Here is a 15,242-nt window from a genome sequence, read left to right as displayed (position 1 = left end):
CGGGAGGTGGCAGCCGGGTCGGAGCGTGGCCGACACTCCGGCCCGGCCGATCGCGCGGGTGGTGTCACCGGTCGTCCGTCACGGGATGAGCAGCAGTTTCCCGGTGGTCGTACGCGACTCGATGTCCGCGTGGGCCCTTGCCGCCTCCGCCAGCGGATAGCGGCCGCCGATCCGGACGACCGGCTCGCCCCTTTCGACGAGCGCGAACAACTCGGCCGCGCGCGCCGCGAGTTCCTCGGGGGTACGGACATGGTCCCCGGTCACGGGGTAGGTGAGGCGGGTGCTGCGGGGGATGTCGTTCAGCGCGATGGTCGGTACGTCACCGATCAGCGGCCCGTAGAACACCATCGTGCCGTGCGTGCGCAGTACTTGGAGCGAAGCGGCGAACGTGGTCGCGCCCGCACCGTCGAAGACCACGTGCACACCTTCGCCGCCGGTCAGCTCGCGCACCGGTTCGACGAACGCGTCACCGGAGGAGACCAGGACGTGGTCGGCGCCCGCGTCGGTGGCGTATCCGGCCTTCTCCGGTCGTGACACCAGGCCGATCACGGTGCCGCCACGGGCCTTGACGATCTGGGTGAGCATCATCCCGACCCCGCCGGCGGCGGCGTGCACGAGCGCGACGTCTCCCGGCCGTACCGGGTGGGAGACGGTGGCGAAGTGGTGCGCGGTCAGGCCCTGCAGGAGCAGGGCCGCGCCGGCCGCGAGGGCCTCCATCTTCTCCCTGGCGCGATCGCCGAAAGCCGCGTCCCACATCGGGGTGTCCACCGGGCCCGGCGGGATCGCGTTGACCCGGACGCCCCGGCTGCCGAGCTCGTCGGCCCAGGCGCGGGCGTAAGCCCGCACGGCCGCCTTCGACGCTCCGTAGGCGCTCATACCCGCCCCGCCGCCTTCGGCGGCGGTGGAGGCGGTGAGGATCACCGAGGCACCGTCGTTGAGCAGCGGGAGGGCCTTCTGTCGAAGACCGCGTCATGGATGTCCTCGGTGAGTTCGTCCAACCTCGCGATGTGATTGATGCCCGCGTTGGCGAACAGCACGTCCAGGCCCTGCCCGTGCTCCCGCACGCGCTGGTACAGGCGGTCCACGTCGGCCGCGACGCTGACGTCACCGGACACCGCGGTGGCGTTGCCGATGGTGGCGACGGCCTTCCGTAGCTCGGTTTCGCGCCGGCCGGTGATGAACACGTGCGCGCCCTCGGCCGCAAGTCGCCTCGCGGTCGCCAGGCCGATCCCGGTGCTGCCGCCGGTGACGACTGCGGTCATCCCCTCAAGCTGTCCCATGCGCATGACCTCCACAAATATATGTACCGATCGATACCGAAGGGGGCTGTAGCGCCTTCCGCACCAGCCAGTACAAAAGAGGTACGATCCCTTGCATGGAGACACGACAGAAGGCGCCGATCGGCCGACCAAGAGGCTTCGACACCGACCAGGCCCTTGAACGCGCCATGCGGGTCTTCTGGGAACGGGGTTACGACGGAGCCAGCCTCACCGACCTGACCAACGCCATGGGCATCACCCGGACCAGCATGTACGCGGCCTTCGGTAACAAGGAGGACCTGTTCCGCAAGGCCCTGGAGCGCTACACGGAGGGCCCCGCCTCGTACGGAGCGCGCGCCTTGCGGGAGCCGACCGCCCGCCAGGTGGCCACCGCGTTCCTGAACGGCTCCGTCCGGGCCACCACCCGCCCCGGCGGCCCCACCGGATGCCTCGGCGTCCAAGGGTCCCTCGCCGCCGGCGAGCCGGGGCGCAACGCCCGCGACGACCTCATCGCCTGGCGCAACGAGCACACCTCCCTCCTCCGCGACCGGCTCCGGCAAGCCGTCGAGGAAGGCGATCTGCCGCCCGGAACCGACCCCGAACTGCTCGCCCGTTACCTCATGACCGTGGCAAACGGCATTGCCGTCCAAGCCGTCGGCGGCGCCACGCGCGACGACCTCCAGCAGGTGGCCGACATGGCCCTGCGAAGCTGGCCACCGGCCACGGGCCCGACTCGGCCGAGCGGCTGAGCGGCTGAGCCGGCACCGCCCGCTCCACAGGGGTGGTCCGCGGCCGGTTTCAGGTGACGGAGATGGCTCCGGTGATGACGGCGTCGGCCGACGCCGGCGGCGAGGACGAGGATCATCACGGGGACGGCGTTGGCCGTCTGCCGCTTGATGAGTTCCTGCTGGTCGCCGATGCCGCGGATGTTGACGAGCAGGGCGATGACGAACGCGACCATGAACAGCACCAGGGGATCGGCGATCTCCAGTTTGTACGCGGCGAGCTTCTCGGCGTCGATCTTGTGGCGTTCGCACAGGCCGAGCCAGTAGGCGACGGTGATGATGGCCGGCGAGGTCAGCACCATCGGGCCGATCATGTGGACGAAGCACTCGGTGCGTTCAGGTGCAGGACGCTGATGCCGCGAGTGGCGGCGCCGCCCCAGGGGGTGGTGCCGGAGAGGGTGCCCAGTGCCATCGTCGCGATGGTGGCGACGATGAGGGGGTTCATGCCCAGGTGCCGGTAGATGGGCAGGAACGCGGAACAGATGATCATGTAGCTGGTGGTGCCGTCACCGTCGAGGGCGACGAGCAGGGCGAGGACGGCGGTGCCGAGAAGCACCGGTCACCCCGGCCACCGCCTGACGAGGGGCCGCCCGGCCCTTTCCTGTCCCGGGGTGGCCGGTGCTTCTCGCCACCGTCCTGCCTCGCGCCCGTCGGCGCGGAGGGCTTGATCAAAGGCGAGGATCTCCGGTGCGGCGGGTGGTGATCTCTTCGGTGAGCCGGGGGACGACCTCGAAGAGGTCGCCGACCACGCCGTAATCGACCAGGTCGAAGATCGGTGCCTCGGCGTCCTTGTTGACGGCCACGATGGTCTTCGATGTCTGCATGCCGGCCCGGTGCTGGATCGCGCCGGAGATGCCCGCGGCGATGTACAGCTGCGGGGAGACGGTTCTGCCGGTCTGGCCGACCTGCGCGGTGTGCGGGTACCAGCCCGCGTCCACCGCCGCGCGGGAGGCACCGACCGCCGCGCCCAAGGCGTCGGCCAGGGATTCGATGACGGGGAAGTGCTCCGCTCCGCCCACGCCGCGGCCGCCGGAGACCACGATCGCTGCCTCGGTCAGCTCGGGACGCCCGCTCGGCTCGCGGCGGGTGCGGGCGGTGATCTTCGTGCCGGTGGCCTGTTCGGAGAAGGTCACCGTGAGCCACTCGACCACGCCGGCCGCCGAAGCCCGTTCGACCGGGACCGCGTTGGGCTTGACCGTGATGAGCGGAGCGCCCTTGCGGACCCGTGACGTGGTCGTGAAGGCACCGGCGAACACGGACTGGGTCGCGACCGGCCCGTCGTCGCCGAGGTGGAGGTCGACGGCGTCGGTGATGATGCCGGAGCCGGTCCGTACCGCCAGCCGCGCGGCGATCTCCTTGCCCTCCGCGGAGGAGGACACGAGGACGGCGACGGGGGGAGACCGCGTCGTACGCGGCCTGGAGCGCGTCGACGTGGGGGACCACGAGGTAGTCGGCGAACTCCGGCGCGTCCGCGGTGAGTACCTTCACCGCGCCGTGCTCGGCCAGCACCGGGGCGGCGGCCGCGGCACCCGGACCGAGAACGATGCGCAAGCTCACTGGCGTCCCTTCGCGGCGATCACTCGCCGAGGCGGGGAGTGTCCTTGGCGTACGCGGCCCGACGCGGGCAACTCGCGGCGGATCGCGTGCCCTTGTGGTCCGCTGGACCTGGAGAGTGCCCTCGATATCCGACTCGATCGAGGTACTCAGTACCCTAGAGTATGCACACTCAGTGTCATGGGTCGAGATCTGCGTGCCCCGCCCGCGCAGGAGGCGCCGACGCCGTGATCAGGCCGTGGCCGGGCTTCCTCCGGTGTTAGGTTCCCGGTATGAACGCGGTACAGGGACACGGTCCGGGATCCGGCGACGGCGCTGCGAAGCCCTCGATGAGGGGCGCCCTTGTCGATGCGGCGTTCGAGCTGTTCCGGGAGCGCGGGTTCGAGCAGACCACGGTCGACGACATCGTCAAGCTCGCCGGGGTGGGACGGCGGTCCTTCTTCCGCTACTTCCCGTCGAAGGAGGACGTGGTCTTCCCCGACCATGAGGGATGCCTCGCGGAGATGACGGACTTCCTGCGCCACGGCAGCGGCGAGGAGGAGCCGGTGGCGCGTGTCTGTGACGCCGCGCGCCTGGTCATGCGGATGTACGCGGCCAATCCGTCTTTCTCCGTGCAGCGTTACCGGCTGACCAGGAGCGTGCCCGGGCTTCGTCACCATGAGTTGTCCGTGGTCTGGCGATATGAACGCGCCCTCGCCGACTACCTGCGCCGGAGGTTCACCGGCTGGTCCGGCGGAACCCTGCGGGCGGACGTGATCGCCGCCGCCGTCGTCGCGGCCCACAACAACGCGCTCCGTTCCTGGCTTCGCTCCGGCGGTCAGGGGGATGTCACGGCCCGCGTGGACCACGCCCTGGAGTATGTGCGGAGCACCTGGGGCTCGGGGGCGGAGGCTCCCGGAGAGGGGGAGGGCGCGACGGACGACGTGGTGGTGCTCATCGCGAAACGCGGAACGCCGATGTGGCGCGTGGTCCGGGGCGTCGAGGCCACCCTCGACGAAGCCTGAATCACGCCCCATGTCGCCCCCTTCCTGGAGGGAACTCAGTTCCTTTACCTGTGGCACTTGGTGCCATACTCTGGCCAGGATGCCTGTTCGTCGTTCCTCCGCGGCGCTGAGCGGCGGGCCCGGACGGCGTCGACCGGTCCAGCCGTTACCTCGGTGAGAAGAGGCTTTTCGCATGGGTGAGATCGTCACAGTAGGGGTCGTCGGCTGCGGGCTGATGGGTTCCGGAATCGCCGAGATCTGCGCTCGCGCGGGTCTCGACGTCCTCGTCGGCGAGGTCAGCCCCGAGGCGGCGATGGCCGGCCGTCGTCGCGTCGTCGCCTCCCTCGACCGTGGCGTCCGCAGCGGCAAGCTGTCCGAGGAGGACCGGGACGCGGCGCTGTCACGGCTGACCTTCTCCGCCGATCTGGGGGACTTCGCCGACCGCCACCTGGTCATAGAGGCCGTGGCCGAACGATTCGAGGTGAAGACCGCCACCCTCGCGACGCTCGGTAAGGTGCTCCGGTCCCCGGACGCGATCATCGCGTCCAACACCTCCTCCATCCCCGTCATGGATCTCGCGGCGTGCACCGACCGGCCGGACCGTGTCATCGGCATGCACTTCTTCAACCCGGTCCCGGTGCAGAAGCTCGTCGAAATCGTTCCCACACAGCTCACCTCCGGCCATGTCGTCGACCACGTCACCGAGTTCGTCACCACACGGTTGGGCAAGACCGCGATCCGGGCCCAGGACCGGTCCGGATTCGTCGTCAACGCCCTTCTGGTTCCCTACCTGATGTCCGCCGTCCGGATGCTCGAGTCCGGCTTCGCCTCCGCCGAGGACATCGACGCGGGCATGGTCCTCGGCTGCGCCCACCCCATGGGGCCCTTGCGGCTGCTCGACCTCATCGGCCTGGACACCGCGCAGTCCGTCGCGGAGTCGATGTACGAGGAGTTCAAGGAGCCGCTGCACGCCCCGCCCCCGCTGCTGCGCCGTATGGTCGCCGCGGGCACGCTGGGCCGGAAGACGGGCCGGGGCTTCCACCGCTACGACGAGTGACCGCTCGACGCGGATCGCGGGTTCCGCGCGGTCACCGGTGCCGTCCGTCACCGCTGTTCGCCCCCGTCGACCCTGCCGTCCCGGTTACCCGTCGGAGAGGACGATCTCGATCAGGTTGCCTCCCGCCTCCACAGCGGCCGTGACATCCGCCGCCCGGGCGTCCGAGCGGTACCGGTGAAGTCCGGATCGCCCGGGCACGTCCCGTCGGGGTCAACCGCCCGCCGAAGACTGGATGTCGATACGGCGCCCCGTCGTGCGGGTGGGGGCGATCGACACCCACAGCCGGCGCCCGCTGCCCGCCCACGGCGTGGTGTGTGCGTGCCGGTCCAGACGCCGCACGTCGTTGTCACCGGTGACGGCCCGCGCGGTCCCGACGACGTTGACGCTCCAGCCCCTGCTCATCGCGTCGTCGATGTGATCGGTCTCGAAGGCGACCTCCTGGCCGACGGCCTCGGCCGCCGCTGTTCCGGGAGCGGTGCGGTACGCGACGTCGTCGCCGGCGACGACGTAGTTGACGGGAACGACGGCCGGGCCGTCCCACGTGGAGACCGCCACTCTGCCGACCCCGTGGGTGGACAGCAGCTCACGGCATTCCTCGGTGCTGAGAGTCGTCAGCGCCGGATGGTAGGCGGCCGGCCCCGTGCCCGGGGGCAGTTCCGTCGTGCTTCCGGTCAGTGTGTCGACCGTGGTCTCCAGGGCGTCGGCGAGCCGCAGCAGGAATCCGATGCCCGGGGTCGACTGCCGTTCCTCGACGAACTCGATGTAGCCGGGAACGGATCCCGCTCGCGCGGCCACCTCCTCCCGGCTCAGTCCCAGCTGTTCCCGGCGAGCCGTGACACGCCTGCCCAGGTCGCTGCGGGATGCGTGGACGGTCCGCCCGCGCGATTCCCCTCGCCTGTGATCCGGCATGGTGAACGCACATCCTTCGGGTTCGGGAACGAGCCCCCTGCTGTCACTTGTCACTGCCACACTGTGCGCCGGACCGGGTCCGGCGCGTGGGCCGGACGGTTCCCCGCACAGGGCTGACCGGCCCCACGGGTCCGTGGAAGGACTACTCGGCCCTACACGACCGGGGCCGTGGCCGCGCACCATGTAGAGGCTGGGACCCCGGCCTCGGCGTGGGGCCGGTCGCTGTACGGAGGAGCCGGTGATGTCATCGAATTCCGGAGAATGGCCGAGCGGCGCGGACATCTCGCGGACCGCCGCGGTGGCCGAGACACACACCGCGGTCGTGGTGTTCGTCGGACACCACGCCTACAAGGTGAAGAAACCCGTCGACCTCGGCTTCCTCGATTTCCGCAGCCCCCGTGCCCGGCGCGCGGCGTGTGAGCGGGAGGTCGTGCTCAACCGGCGCTTCGCCCCCGACGTGTACGACGGAGTCGCCGAGGTCAGCCTGCCGTGGGGCGGCCCGCCCGAGCCGGTGGTGGTGATGCGCCGGATGCCGGCCGAGCGCGGACTCGCGCATCTGGTCGCCGTCGGCGCACCGGTCGATGAGGCGCTGCGGCGGACCGCCCGGGTGCTCGCCGCATGCCACGCCGATTCCCCGCGGAGCGCCGTGATCTCCCACGAGGGAACCCGGGATGCCCTGCTCGCCCGCTGGGAGGCGAGCTTCGAACAGATCCATGCCCTGGACGGGCGGCCTCCCCTGTCGCACATCGGTGAGATAGCGCATCTCGTACGCCGCTATCTGGCCGGCCGGAAGGACGTCTTCGACACTCGTGTCCGTGAGGAGCGGGTGGTCGACGGCCACGGCGACCTGCAGGCCGAGGACATCTTCTGTCTCGACGACGGTCCCCGTGTCCTGGACTGCCTGGAGTTCGACGACACACTGCGCTACGTCGACGGTCTCGACGACGCCGCCTTCCTCACCATGGACCTGGAACGGCTGGGGGCGCCGCAGGCCGCCGCGTACTTCCTCGCCCGGTACAGCGAGTACTCGGGTGACCACGCGCCACCGTCCCTGCGTCACCACTACGTCGCCTACCGCGCTTTCGTCCGCGCCAAGGTCTCCTTGTTCAGAGAAGTGCAGGGCGTGCCCACCGCGCGGTCGGAGGCGGAACGGTTCGCCGACATCACGGTGCGCCACCTGCGGACCTCGGCGGTACGGCTCGTCCTGGTCGGCGGCCTGCCCGCCAGCGGCAAGTCGACCCTGGCCGGGGCGCTCGCCGACCGGCTCGGCCTCACCCTTCTGAGCAGCGACCGGCTGCGCAAGGAACTGGCGGGCCTCCCGCCGGAGCGGCCCGCGCCCGCCGAGTACGAGAGGGGCGTCTACACCCCTGAGTGGACGCGGCGTACGTACGGCGAGCTGATCGACCGTGCCTCGGCACTGCTCTCCGCCGGGGAATCCGTCGTGCTCGACGCGACCTGGAACGCGGGGGAGTGGCGGAGGGCCGCGGCCGAGGCGGCCCGGCGCCACGGTGCCGAGCTTGTTCCACTGCGCTGCGAGGTCCCGCGTGAGGTCGCCGCGCACCGGCTCGCGGCCCGCCCGCCGGGCCCGTCCGACGCCGGCCCCGATGTGGGCGAGGCCATGGAGGCGGCGGCGGAACCGTGGCCGGAGGCCGTCACGCTGGACACCAGCGGGCCCCTGGACGCCGCGGTCGGGCGGGCGGTCGCGGCGGTACGGCCCGACGGCGCCGAACGGACGAGCGTCTTCCGGCGGCCGTACATGGCGCCCGACTGAGCGGTCCGCACACCGGCCCCGCCCCGGCTCCTGGGCCCCTTCGGCCCCCGAAGCACCCCCGTTGGCCCTCGCCGCGTCCGCACCTGCCTTGACAGCGTGGGAAGGGCCACGGAGAGGAGACCGCTCCTCGTGCTCCTCGGCGGGCATCGGACCGGAAGAGCACCGGACCAGGAGGAGGTCGGCCATGGACGGCAGCACAAGCGACAACGGCACGTTCGGTACGCGAGCACTCGGGCCGGTGGTGGCCGGCACCGACGGATCCGACCACGCCACCACGGCGGTGCTCTGGGCCGCCGGCGAGGCGGCCTCACGGAGGAGGCCACTGACCATCGTTCACGCGATCGGCGTCGAACACTCCGACGACACCCACACCGTCCTCGGCAAGGCTCGGGAGACGCTCGACGCCGCGGCGGCGCGGGTGGCGCGTGAGTACGCGGACCTTCCCGTCTCCACCGTCCTGAGCCGTGACGAGCCGGCGGAGAGCCTGCTGGAGGCGGCGGGGGAGGACGGCACCGTGGTGGTGGGCTCCCGGGGGCTGGGCGGGTTCACCGCCCTGCTCATGGGTTCGGTCGGACTGCGTACCGCCGCGCGGGCGAAAGGCCCGGTGATCGTGGTGCGCCACGTCACGGAAGACACGGGTGGGGTCGTGGCGGTCGCGGTCCGGGACGACGGCGACCGGGACGCCCTGACGTTCGCCGCGCGGACCGCGCGGCTGCGTCATGCCTCGCTCCGAGTGGTCAGCGTCTGGTTGTTCCTCCAGAACGTGGGTTCCATGGCGACGATGGTCGACGATCTCAGCGGTATGGCCGAGGCGGAGGGCGAGGCCACGTCGCACATGGTCGAACCGGTCCTGAAGGAGTTCCCGGACCTGGAGGTCATGGTGGAGACCGTCCGGGCCACCTCGGTCGCCGGGGCCCTGGTCGAGGCGGCCGCCGATGCCGCGGCGGACCTGCTGGTGATGGGTGCCCGCAGGCCCGCACACCGTATCGGCTCCCCACTGGGGCGGGTCACACACGCCGTCCTGCACCACGCGCCCTGCCCGGTCGCGGTGATCCCGCGCGCCTGACGTCGCCTGACATCACATGACGAGCACGAAACGACGAGCACGAAACGACGAGCACGAAACGACGAGCACGAAACGACGAGCACGAAATGGCGACCACGATCAGGTGACGTCACCGCATGGCGTCACCACAGGGACGGATCGGCGGGCCCGGTCAACTGCACGATGTCCTTGGACGCGACATCGTGCAGACGGACCGCGAGGTCCTCCAGCGCGCGGCTCGCCGCCAGTTCGTCGCCGATCTCGGGGATGGAGCGGTCGATCGGATTCCGGCGCGCCACCCCTCTGCCCACCACATGCGAGGTGTCCGTGCGCGAGGAGTCCTGCGTCACCAGGACCGCACGCGCCCGTGTCTCGTCACCGTCCTCGGTGAGGTAGATCTGCGCGCTCCACTGCTTGGCCTTCATGGTCGCTCCCTTCGTGGGCCCGCGTTCTTCCCGTGGGCCCGGTCTCTTCGGCACGTTCGTCCCGCCCGGCCGGTCAGTGTCCTTCCGGGATCACCGCGACGGGACACGGGGCATGATGCAGCATCGCGTGATTGACCCGGCCGAGCTGCAACCCGACGACGCCTCGGCGCCGTTGTGCTCCGACGACCAGCAGGTCCGCGCTTTCCGACTCCTCGATGAGTGCCTGGTGCGCCGTGCCCTGGATGAGTTTCCGCCGCACGGTGACCTCCGGGACGTCGCGGACGGTGACACCGAGTACCCGGTCCAGGCACTCGTCGGCCTCCTGCCGGTAGGCCCGCGTCTGCTCCCCGTCGACCAGCGGGTACGGCATGTTCTCGTACGGGGGACAACGCCAGACACGTACAGCAGTCAGTTCGCACCTCCTCGCCCGTGCCTGGCGGAGGGCGAAGCGGGCCACGGCGGTGGACCCGGTGGTCTCCCCGACGCCGAGCACGACACGGCCATATGTGGAACGCCTGTTCGGTTCGGCGCCCCGGGCCACGACCACCGGGCAGGACGCCCGGGCGGCGACGGCCAGGCTCACCGATCCCAGGAGCATGCCCACGATCGGACCGTGGCCGCGTGGCCCGACGACGAGGAGCGCCGCCTCGGTCCCCTCGTCGAGGAGCGCCGTCACGGGATCATCCGGCCGCACATCGGTGGAGACCTTCACGTCGGGGGCCTGCCGGTGTACGCGTTCCTCGGACGCCGCGACGAGATTCTCCGCGAAGACCTGTTCGGAGGGGCGGTCCTCCGAGAGCCTCGGCCGTATCCCCTCGTAGTGTTCCCACAGCGAGGCGTGCACCAGTCTCAGGGGCCGGCCGGAGCGCTCCGCCTCGGCTGCCGCCCAGTCGACCGCCTGAAGGCTGCCCTCCGATCCGTCCACTCCCACTACCACGGGAAGCTCCATCCCTCCCACCGCCTTTCCTCGGGTTCGTCTGATGACCGGTGGTCAGTCCTCGACCACCAGTACGTGCGGTACCGGACGGCGGGGCGTCCTCGGCCCCGTCGGTCCGTAGCCCAGCCTGATCACCATCTGGACGTGCCCCGCGCCCGAGTCCGGGTCGCGCAGCACCCAGCGCAGGTCGGGCCATTCGAGTGCCTGGGTGGCAAAGGAACTGCTCAGACCGTGGAGCGTGGCGATGAGCAGGACCCGTTCCAGCGCCTGTCCCGCGCGCAGCCAGTCGGCCGGTCCGTCCCGCACGGTACGCAGCAGGGCCAGTTGGGGACGGTCCTCGAAGTCGGCCAGGCCACGCCCGTGGACCGGGGTGCGGCCGGCGAAGTCCCGGACGGGTGCCGATCCGCCCCGCTTGAGCGGCCCGAAGGCATACTCCGGTATGCCGTCCACGGGTGCTTCCGTGGTGTCCCGCGTCCACCGCTCGGTCTCCGCCTCCCTGCGGGTGTCCATGTGGCCGTACCCCTCGGCGTCCCGGATCAGGTCGAGCACGCTCTCGAGATGGGACCCGGCCGGGAAGACCAGATCAGCGTCCTCGTGGCGTGCCGCCTCGGTGAGCGCGCGCCGGACCTCCGCCGGGATGCGCCGGCCGGAGAAGGGGAACCGGCTCGTGTGACGCTCGTGGATCGCCGGGTGGAGCACGGCGAGTCCGTCGATCCGATCGTCGGGGTCGTCGAGCCGTACGGTCGCCAGCAGCCCGGGGACCGCGGGGTCGGGAAGCAGTTGGGTGATCGGCCGCAGATGGGCGTGGACGGCAGCGACCCGTAGGTTGAACAGGGCCGCGCCACAGCCGATGTGCAGTCCGCGAGTGGTGGGATCGGCGTGCGGCAGGGCGCGGGTCAGGTCCGCGAAGAGGCTGAAGGTGCGGCTGCCGCGGGCGTAGTGGAAGCGCCAGGGTTGCGCGTTGTGCATGGACGGTGCGGCGGTCGCGTCACGGACGAGGTGGCTCACGGCCACCTTGCCCGGCGTGTGTACGGACACCAGGTCCTCCCGGTCGTGTCGTGTTTCTCCGTTCCCAGAGTCCGACGGGGTGGACCCCTCGCGGCAGGGGCCGGTAGGCCCTGACCCGTGCCTCATGGCCCCATTCGGACTACGGCCCGTGGGGCTTCACGGTCATACGGAAGGGGCCGGGTGGCACCTGCCGCGGACCGACGGGAGGAGCCCACGCTGGGGACGTGGCCGCGGCCCGGGGCCGTGGGTGACGAGAGGGAGCCTTGACATGGATCACCGCAGGATCAGTGAACTCATGACCCATGATGTCGTGAGCGTGCGGGTCGATACACCGTTCAAGGAAATTGCCCGGACGCTCATGGAGCACAACGTGAGCGCCGTGCCCGTCCTCGACGGCGCGGGCCGGCCGGCAGGGATCGTGTCGGAAGCGGATCTGCTGCGGAAGGCGGCCGACCGCTCGGACCTGTCGGGCAGGACACCGCTGCCGCACCTTGAGGCGTGGGAGAAGGCCCGGGCCGAGGGCCGCGACGCCGGCGAGATCATGTCCGCCCCCGCGGTGTGCGCGCACCCGGAGTGGACGGTCGTGGAGGCCGCGCGGCTCATGGCCGTGCAGAACGTCAAGCGGCTGCCGGTGGTCGACGAGGCGGACAGGCTGCTCGGCATCGTCAGCCGGGCGGACCTGCTCCGGGTGTTCCTGCGGCGGGACCCGGCGATCCGTGAGGAGATCACCCACGACGTGCTGGGCACGACGCTGGGCCTCGCGCCGTCGGACGTCACCGTCGAGGTCACCGAGGGGCAGGTCTTCCTGCGCGGCACGGTGGACGACAGCGGGATGATCCCCGTACTCGTACGGCTGTGCGGCAGCGTGGACGGCGTCGTCTCGGTCTCCGAGAGGCTCACCTACCGGGCGGACCGAACCGGGCGTGACGTCCGGGCCGGAAGCGGAGCCGCGCCGTGACGGACGATGCCGTGAAACCGGTGGTCACCGTGGGGCTGGACGGCACGCCCGAGTCGCTCTCCGCCGCGCTCTGGGCAGCACAGGAGGCATCGGCGCGCGGCGCCACCCTGCGGCTTCTGCACGCCTGGGCGATGATCGTTCCCGAACGGGGCGACCACCCGCGGGAGAACGACCGGAACTACTGGCCCAAGCGGATCGTCGCCGAGGCATGCGGAATGATCGAGGAGCGCTTCCCCGACCTGCCGGTGTACGAGGACCTGGCCGCGGAGGAGCCGGTGGACGCGCTGCTCGGCGCCGCGGCGGAGTCGCAGTCGCTGGTGCTCGGTTCGCGCGACGTGACGGGTCTGGCCGGCTATTTCCTCGGCGCCGTCGGTATGCACGTACTGGCGCGGTCCGAGACCGTGACGGTCCTCGTACGCGCCAGGGAGGATCCGGCCTCGATGGAGGAGAACGGCGACGTGGTGCTCGGACTCAGCCTGCGCGGGACGCCCGACGCGCTCCTCACCTACGGATTCGGGACGGCGGCCCGCCGCGCGGCCGTCCTGCGGGTGGTGCACGGCAGGAGTCTGCCGCCACCGGCGTACAACCGCGGGGGTGTCGACCCTTACATCTCCCACGAGATGACCGTCCAGGCACAACGTGACCTGAGCCGGACACTGCGCCCCTGGCGCGACCGGTTCCCGGATGTACGGGTGGTGGAGAGCGTGCGGATGGAGAGCCCGGCCCGCGCCGTCGTACGCGACATCGCAGGGACGGGACTGCTCGTCGTGGGACGCCGGAAGAAGCGCCCCGCGCTCTCCCCCCGTATCGGCCACGTGCTGTCGGCTGCGGTGCATCACGCGCCGTGCCCGGTGGCCGTCGTCCCTCACGCGTGAGGTGGGGTCGGAAACCGGAACTCAGAAGGCGGAAATTCAGGAGAGAACCAGAAGGAGGCAGACATGAGCGGGAAGATCGAACGCCGGATGGGCTGGCCCTCCGGGCTGCCCGACCTGCTGGGATGGGCCGAGGAAGGCGCCCCCTGGCTTCACCAGGTACCGGGACTCCACAGCATCCGTATCGAGGAATCCCTCACGGACGGCACCTACGCCCTCCGCGCGGAGCTGCCGGGAATCGACCCGGCCAAGGACCTCGAACTCACCGTGGCGGAGGGCATTCTGACCCTGCGGGCCGAACGCAGTTCGGAGTCCGGGGAGAAGAACCGCACGGAATTCCACTACGGCACCTTCATGCGGTCCGTGCGGCTGCCGGCCGGCGCCCGGGGCGAGGAGGCCACAGCCGCGTACAAGGACGGCGTACTCACCGTCTCCGTTCCGGTCCCCGGCGCGGAGACCGCGACCCGGACCATCCCGGTGCAGCACGACTGAACACGCGGGCCGCGCTTCGTGGCCGTGAGGAGGTGACGACATGAAGGCACTGGTCTTCCACGGGCCCGGACAGTCCTCCTGGGACGAGGTTCCGGATCCCGCCGTCAAGGACGCGGCGGACGCGATCGTACGGATCGACGCCGTCACGATCTGCGGCACCGACCTCCACATCCTCAAAGGGGATGTACCGGACGTCGAACCGGGAACAGTCCTCGGCCACGAGGCCGTCGGTGAGGTCGTGGAGACGGGCGGCGAGGTGCGGTCCGTACGGCCCGGGGACCGGGTCCTGGTCTCCTGTATCTGCGCGTGCGGGCGCTGCGGTTACTGCCGGGAGTCCCGGTACGGCCAGTGCCTGGGCGGTGGCGGCTGGGTGCTGGGGCATCTGATCGACGGGACCCAGGCCGAGTACGCACGCGTTCCCTTCGCCGACTTCTCCGTCCACCCGCTGCAACCCGCTCTCGGCAACGACGACGCGGTCCTGTTCGCGGACATCTTCCCGACCGCCTACGAGGTGGGGGTCCTGAACGGGCGCGTCCGGCCGGGTGGCACCGTGGTCGTGGTCGGCGCGGGCCCGGTCGGACTCGCCGCGATCGCCACGTCGGGACTGTTCGGCCCCGGCCGGATCATCGCCGTCGACCCGGACCGGTCCCGCCTGGCGGCGGCACGCGGGCTCGGGGCGGACGCGGTGGTGAGTTCGGAGGAGGACCCCGCACGGCTGGTCGCCGACCTGACCGACGGACTGGGGGCGGACGTGGCCATCGAGGCCGTGGGCGTGCCGGAGAGCTTCGAGCTGTGCACCCGGGTGGTGCGTCCCGGCGGCCATGTCGCCAATGTCGGGGTGCACGGCAAACCGGCCGCGCTCCACCTGGAGGAGCTGTGGATCAAGGATGTGACGATCACGACCGGGCTGGTCGACACCCACTCGACGCCGATGCTGCTCCGGATGGCGACAGCGGGCCGGCTGCCCGCGTCGGCACTGGTCACGCACCGCTTTTCCCTCGACGCGATGGAGGAGGCGTACGGAGTCTTCTCGGAAGCCGCGGCCAACGAGGCCCTGAAGGTGGTCCTGGAACGGTCCGCGGGCTGAGCTGATCCGGGTGATCCGCTCACGTACGGTCATGAGGGCGGGGCGCCGAGATGCCCGGCCGCCGTGGACCGTTACCGTGGACACGTGGAGCACTCCGCTC

At 70.9% G+C, this 15,242-nt stretch carries 16 protein-coding genes and 1 pseudogene; 9 read left to right on the top strand and 8 right to left on the bottom strand.

The features are described 5' to 3' along the window. Positions 1–78 precede the first annotated feature (78 nt). Together ACFXKG_RS29210 and ACFXKG_RS29205 are read right to left on the bottom strand one after the other, a co-directional pair. Positions 79–921 carry an SDR family oxidoreductase gene (locus ACFXKG_RS29210; protein WP_384845435.1) on the bottom strand — a complete coding sequence of 281 codons (843 nt, stop codon included), beginning with the start codon at positions 919–921 and terminating at the stop codon, positions 79–81. After that, complete coding sequence (locus ACFXKG_RS29205; RefSeq protein ID WP_384845433.1) at positions 918–1,280, bottom strand: SDR family NAD(P)-dependent oxidoreductase; 363 nt, start codon at positions 1,278–1,280, stop codon at positions 918–920. The genes ACFXKG_RS29210 and ACFXKG_RS29205 overlap by 4 nt, the downstream gene beginning before the upstream one ends. A gap of 95 nt (positions 1,281–1,375) precedes the next feature. Here ACFXKG_RS29205 and ACFXKG_RS29200 point away from each other — a divergent pair, with 95 nt between their 5' ends. After that, on the top strand, positions 1,376–2,008 hold the full coding sequence (locus tag ACFXKG_RS29200) for a TetR/AcrR family transcriptional regulator (RefSeq protein WP_384845431.1): 633 nt from the start codon (positions 1,376–1,378) through the stop codon (positions 2,006–2,008). Between the two features lie 346 nt (positions 2,009–2,354). On the opposite strand, the gene ACFXKG_RS29195 is transcribed toward ACFXKG_RS29200, so the two are convergent. Further along, the gene (locus tag ACFXKG_RS29195; protein WP_384845429.1) at positions 2,355–2,600 is read right to left on the bottom strand and encodes a hypothetical protein; all 246 of its coding nucleotides are present in this window, start codon (positions 2,598–2,600) and stop codon (positions 2,355–2,357) included. Positions 2,601–2,712: 112 nt separating this feature from the next. Next, positions 2,713–3,619: pseudogene (locus ACFXKG_RS29190) on the bottom strand (electron transfer flavoprotein subunit alpha/FixB family protein); the annotation flags it as partial. A gap of 251 nt (positions 3,620–3,870) precedes the next feature. Between ACFXKG_RS29190 and ACFXKG_RS29185 the strand changes: the two are divergent. Both ACFXKG_RS29185 and ACFXKG_RS29180 read left to right on the top strand, forming a co-directional pair. Continuing rightward, positions 3,871–4,602, top strand: coding sequence for a TetR family transcriptional regulator (locus tag ACFXKG_RS29185; protein ID WP_384845427.1), 732 nt, complete (start codon positions 3,871–3,873; stop codon positions 4,600–4,602). Positions 4,603–4,774: 172 nt separating this feature from the next. Next, positions 4,775–5,638 carry a 3-hydroxybutyryl-CoA dehydrogenase gene (locus ACFXKG_RS29180; protein ID WP_384845425.1) on the top strand — a complete coding sequence of 288 codons (864 nt, stop codon included), beginning with the start codon at positions 4,775–4,777 and terminating at the stop codon, positions 5,636–5,638. A 210-nt stretch (positions 5,639–5,848) separates the two neighbouring features. On the opposite strand, the gene ACFXKG_RS29175 is transcribed toward ACFXKG_RS29180, so the two are convergent. Continuing rightward, positions 5,849–6,547 (bottom strand): helix-turn-helix domain-containing protein, encoded by a 699-nt coding sequence (locus tag ACFXKG_RS29175; RefSeq protein ID WP_384845423.1) that lies wholly within the window; start codon positions 6,545–6,547, stop codon positions 5,849–5,851. A gap of 241 nt (positions 6,548–6,788) precedes the next feature. Here ACFXKG_RS29175 and ACFXKG_RS29170 point away from each other — a divergent pair, with 241 nt between their 5' ends. Next, positions 6,789–8,318: an AAA family ATPase gene (locus ACFXKG_RS29170; RefSeq protein ID WP_384845421.1), complete on the top strand. Its 1,530-nt coding sequence runs from the start codon at positions 6,789–6,791 to the stop codon at positions 8,316–8,318. A gap of 184 nt (positions 8,319–8,502) precedes the next feature. After that, positions 8,503–9,384: a universal stress protein gene (locus ACFXKG_RS29165; RefSeq protein WP_384845419.1), complete on the top strand. Its 882-nt coding sequence runs from the start codon at positions 8,503–8,505 to the stop codon at positions 9,382–9,384. Positions 9,385–9,506: 122 nt separating this feature from the next. On the opposite strand, the gene ACFXKG_RS29160 is transcribed toward ACFXKG_RS29165, so the two are convergent. The 3 genes from ACFXKG_RS29160 to ACFXKG_RS29150 all read right to left on the bottom strand — a co-directional run bounded on the left by ACFXKG_RS29160 (position 9,507) and on the right by ACFXKG_RS29150 (position 11,763). Continuing rightward, positions 9,507–9,788, bottom strand: a complete 282-nt coding sequence (locus ACFXKG_RS29160) for a DUF1876 domain-containing protein (protein WP_384845417.1) — start codon at positions 9,786–9,788, stop codon at positions 9,507–9,509. A gap of 73 nt (positions 9,789–9,861) precedes the next feature. After that, positions 9,862–10,725, bottom strand: coding sequence for a universal stress protein (locus tag ACFXKG_RS29155; protein ID WP_384845415.1), 864 nt, complete (start codon positions 10,723–10,725; stop codon positions 9,862–9,864). A 54-nt stretch (positions 10,726–10,779) separates the two neighbouring features. After that, positions 10,780–11,763: an Acg family FMN-binding oxidoreductase gene (locus tag ACFXKG_RS29150; RefSeq protein ID WP_384845413.1), complete on the bottom strand. Its 984-nt coding sequence runs from the start codon at positions 11,761–11,763 to the stop codon at positions 10,780–10,782. Between the two features lie 238 nt (positions 11,764–12,001). Here ACFXKG_RS29150 and ACFXKG_RS29145 point away from each other — a divergent pair, with 238 nt between their 5' ends. The 4 genes from ACFXKG_RS29145 to ACFXKG_RS29130 all read left to right on the top strand — a co-directional run bounded on the left by ACFXKG_RS29145 (position 12,002) and on the right by ACFXKG_RS29130 (position 15,142). Continuing rightward, positions 12,002–12,691, top strand: coding sequence for a CBS domain-containing protein (locus ACFXKG_RS29145; RefSeq protein WP_384845410.1), 690 nt, complete (start codon positions 12,002–12,004; stop codon positions 12,689–12,691). Next, positions 12,688–13,566, top strand: a complete 879-nt coding sequence (locus ACFXKG_RS29140) for a universal stress protein (protein ID WP_384845407.1) — start codon at positions 12,688–12,690, stop codon at positions 13,564–13,566. Before ACFXKG_RS29145 ends, ACFXKG_RS29140 begins: the two co-directional genes overlap by 4 nt. Before the next feature lie 63 nt (positions 13,567–13,629). Further along, a complete protein-coding gene (locus tag ACFXKG_RS29135; protein WP_384845404.1) occupies positions 13,630–14,055 on the top strand; it encodes an Hsp20/alpha crystallin family protein in 426 nt (141 codons plus the stop codon). Positions 14,056–14,095: 40 nt separating this feature from the next. After that, positions 14,096–15,142 carry an alcohol dehydrogenase catalytic domain-containing protein gene (locus tag ACFXKG_RS29130; protein WP_384845401.1) on the top strand — a complete coding sequence of 349 codons (1,047 nt, stop codon included), beginning with the start codon at positions 14,096–14,098 and terminating at the stop codon, positions 15,140–15,142. The last annotated feature ends 100 nt before the right edge of the window (positions 15,143–15,242 follow it).

It is taken from the genome of Streptomyces sp. NPDC059255 (genome assembly GCF_042752355.1).
GTDB lineage: Bacteria > Actinomycetota > Actinomycetes > Streptomycetales > Streptomycetaceae > Streptomyces.
The sequence above is the reverse complement of the archived record's forward strand: the minus strand, read 5'-3'. Positions and strand labels throughout refer to the sequence as shown.